We start from the raw sequence: 2826 nt of genomic DNA, 5'->3' as shown, positions 1-2826 counted from the left end.
CGCCGAGAGCGCGGCGCTGGCCGGGCCGACCGCGGGACCGCCGGTCCGCACGAGCCGCTCGCCGAGCAGCGGCAGCAGGTCCGCGACCGGGGCGGGCAGCCACAGGGTGAGCGCGAAGGGCGCCGGTCTGGCCAGAACGCGCAGCAGCGGCAGGACGCACGCGTCGTCGTGCAGCGCGGGGATGACCTCCAGCAGCCCGTCCACCGCCACGCCCGAGACGTCGCCGCCGTACCCGCGCGCGAGGTCACGCAGCAGCGCGCGCTCGGCGGCGGTGATCCGGACGGTCAGCATGACCTCGTCGCAGTCCATGGTCCCGGCCCCTTGTCGTGGAGATGTCGTGGTGTGGTCGTCTCGCCGTGGTGTCAGTCCCGTGCCGACACGGTTCCTGCCCCGATTCGGCCGTCCGATACCGGCGCTATCAGGCCGTAGTGGCCGTCGAAGCGGCGGTAGAGCACCCGCGCCCGGCCGTCACCGGGGTCGGTGTGGTCGACGAACGGGCGGCCGGTGATCCAGAGCAGGCGGGCCGCCTCGGCGAGGTCGAGCGTCGGCACCGCGCCGGTGCCGACGGAGCGCAGCTCCACCGTGCCGCTCGGCGAGCAGCGGTGGACCAGGCTGTCGCGCCCGGTCGCGGCGTCCGCGAAGAGGTGGAACCGCCGGTCGAGGGCGAACAGTTCGAGCGCGGCCTGCTCGGGGGTGCGGCGGGCAAGCACGACCGCCTTGTGCCGGGCGATCCGCCGCTGGGCGAGCGGACGGTCGGCGAACTGCGGGCGGTAGGCGCTCTCGTAGGCGGAGGCGAAGCCGATGTCGCCCTGCTCGCGCAGTCGGCCGGCCCGGCCGGCCAGCGTGCCGAGCACCAGGTCGACGGAGTCCCGCGCGGTACCGGTCGCGAGCTGAACCCGGACCGGGCCGACGTCCGCCAGCTCGACGTCCGCCTGGGCCAGCGCGGGCCGGGTCACCGACCGGTCGCGCGAGCGGGTCAGCCGCAGTCGCAGCGCGTGGGCGTCGGGTCCGAGCACCGTGGCGGTGTCCAGCGCCCGGGCCCGGGCGTACTCGGCGTCCTCGTGCGGCAGCTCGCCGCGGATCTCCACCCGGACGTCGAGGGCCGGCCGGTGGCGCAGACGGGTCATCAGGTTCCTCCTTCTTCGCAACCATGCTGTCCCTCGCACGCCCGTGCGGCGAGGGTCCAAAGACCCTGCCTGTGAGCAGGCCCCTGATCACCCGGACGGACGCATCCGTGCAGGTCAACACCGATCTTCGAGCACGCACGAAAGGGTCGATCCAATCGGCCGTTGGAGTGATCTCCGCACATTCGGCGCAACGCTCGGGAAACCGGCGCGTTTGCCAAACGTGCGCCCTCCCGCCGGGGGCGCGCGCGGGGCCCGCGCTGGGCGGTCCCCCGCCTCCCGGCCGGCCCGCCGCTGCCACCCGGCATCGCCCGCACCGGCCACTCTGGTGAGAGGTAGTGTCATGTCCCTGCTGACCGAAACGCGGAAGCTGATCGTCCCCCCGAGAGCCACCCGCGGTCCGTCCCCGCTGGCCCGCGCCGCCGTCCCCCCGCCGGCCCCCGGCGCCGTGCCCGGTCTCGGACACGCCGGCGCCCTGCTGCGTGACCCGCTCGGCTTCCTCGGTTCCCTCGCCCGCCACGGCGGGGTGGTCCGCATCCGGCTGGGACCGCGCACCGTCTGTGTGGTCACCGACGCCCGACTGGTCCACACCCTGCTCGTCGCGCTGGCCCACGACTGCCCGCGCGGCGCCGTCCAGGACACCCTCAGGACGGCCTTCGGCGACGGCCTGCTGATGTCCGAGGGCCAGGCCCACCGCGACCGCCGCCGGATCATCCAGCCCGCCTTCGGTCCGGACCGGATGGGCGAGTACCTGGCCGTGATGCAGCAGGTCGCCGAGGAACGGGCCGGACGCTGGCGCCCCGGCCAAGTCCTCGACGTGGCCAAGGAGATGAACCATCTGGCACTGGAGATCGTCACCCGTTCGCTCTTCGACGCCCGGCTCAGCGAGGACGCCACCGTCGCCTTCCATCGGGCCCTGCCTGACCTGGTGAAGGGCCAGATCGTCCAGTCCCTCTACCCGAACCCGGCGCTCGCCCGGCTGCCGCTGCCCGTCAACCGGCGCTTCGACGACGCCGTGCGGGTCCTCAACCGGGTGGTCGACCAGGCCGTCAACGGCCGCACCGCGACCGCGACCGCCGAGGAGGGCCGGCGCACCCTGCCCGCCCTGCTGCGCGCCGCGACCGACCCGGGCACCGGGTGCCCGCTCACCGAGGCGGACGTGCGGTCCGAGGCGATCACCATGTTCGGCGCGGGCACCGAGACCGTCTCCACCACGCTCACCTGGCTGCTGGACGAGCTGCTGCGCCACCCCGAGGTGGAGGCCCGGATCCTCGCCGAGCTGGACGAGCACCTGCCCGCGGGCAGCGTCCCCACCCCCGAGGCGCTGGCCCGGCTCACCTACACCCGCAGCGTCACCCAGGAGGTGGTGCGGCTGCACGCGCCGAACGCCTTCCTGATGCGCACTGCCCAGGTGCCGGTCGAGCTCGGCCCGTACCGCATTCCGGCCGGCACCGAGCTGCTGTACAGCCTCACCGCGCTGCACCGCGACCCGGTGCGCTACCCGGAGCCGATGAGCTTCCGGCCCGAACGCTGGCAGGACGGCGGCGGCACCGGGAGGCCGTCCTTCCTGCCGTTCGGGGCGGGCAAGCACAAGTGCATCGGCGAGGCCTTCGCGTGGGCGGAGCTGACCGTCGCGGCCGCGACGATCCTGCGCCGCTGGCGGCCGGTGGCGGTGCCGGGCGCCCGGGCCCGCGAGGTGGTG

General features: G+C 74.7%; 3 protein-coding genes. 1 reads left to right on the top strand and 2 read right to left on the bottom strand.

Going from position 1 to position 2826, the window contains the following annotated elements; translation table 11 throughout:
• The coding region (locus KS423_RS42690; protein ID WP_224285081.1) for a hypothetical protein at positions 1 to 309 on the bottom strand (309 nt) is incomplete at its 3' end.
• A gap of 53 nt (positions 310 to 362) precedes the next feature.
• The gene (locus tag KS423_RS42685; RefSeq protein ID WP_224285080.1) at positions 363 to 1127 is read right to left on the bottom strand and encodes a sigma 54 modulation/S30EA ribosomal C-terminal domain-containing protein; all 765 of its coding nucleotides are present in this window, start codon (positions 1125 to 1127) and stop codon (positions 363 to 365) included.
• 340 nt (positions 1128 to 1467) lie between these two features.
• On the opposite strand from KS423_RS42685, the gene KS423_RS42680 reads away from it, so the two are divergent.
• On the top strand, positions 1468 to 2826 hold a 1359-nt coding region (locus KS423_RS42680), incomplete at its 3' end, for a cytochrome P450 (RefSeq protein ID WP_224285079.1).

The sequence above is a fragment of the Streptomyces sp. LS1784 genome (assembly GCF_020103755.1).
In the GTDB taxonomy this organism is placed as follows: domain Bacteria; phylum Actinomycetota; class Actinomycetes; order Streptomycetales; family Streptomycetaceae; genus Kitasatospora.
Note: the sequence above shows the minus strand (reverse complement) of the source record. Positions and strands in the feature narration are given on the sequence as shown.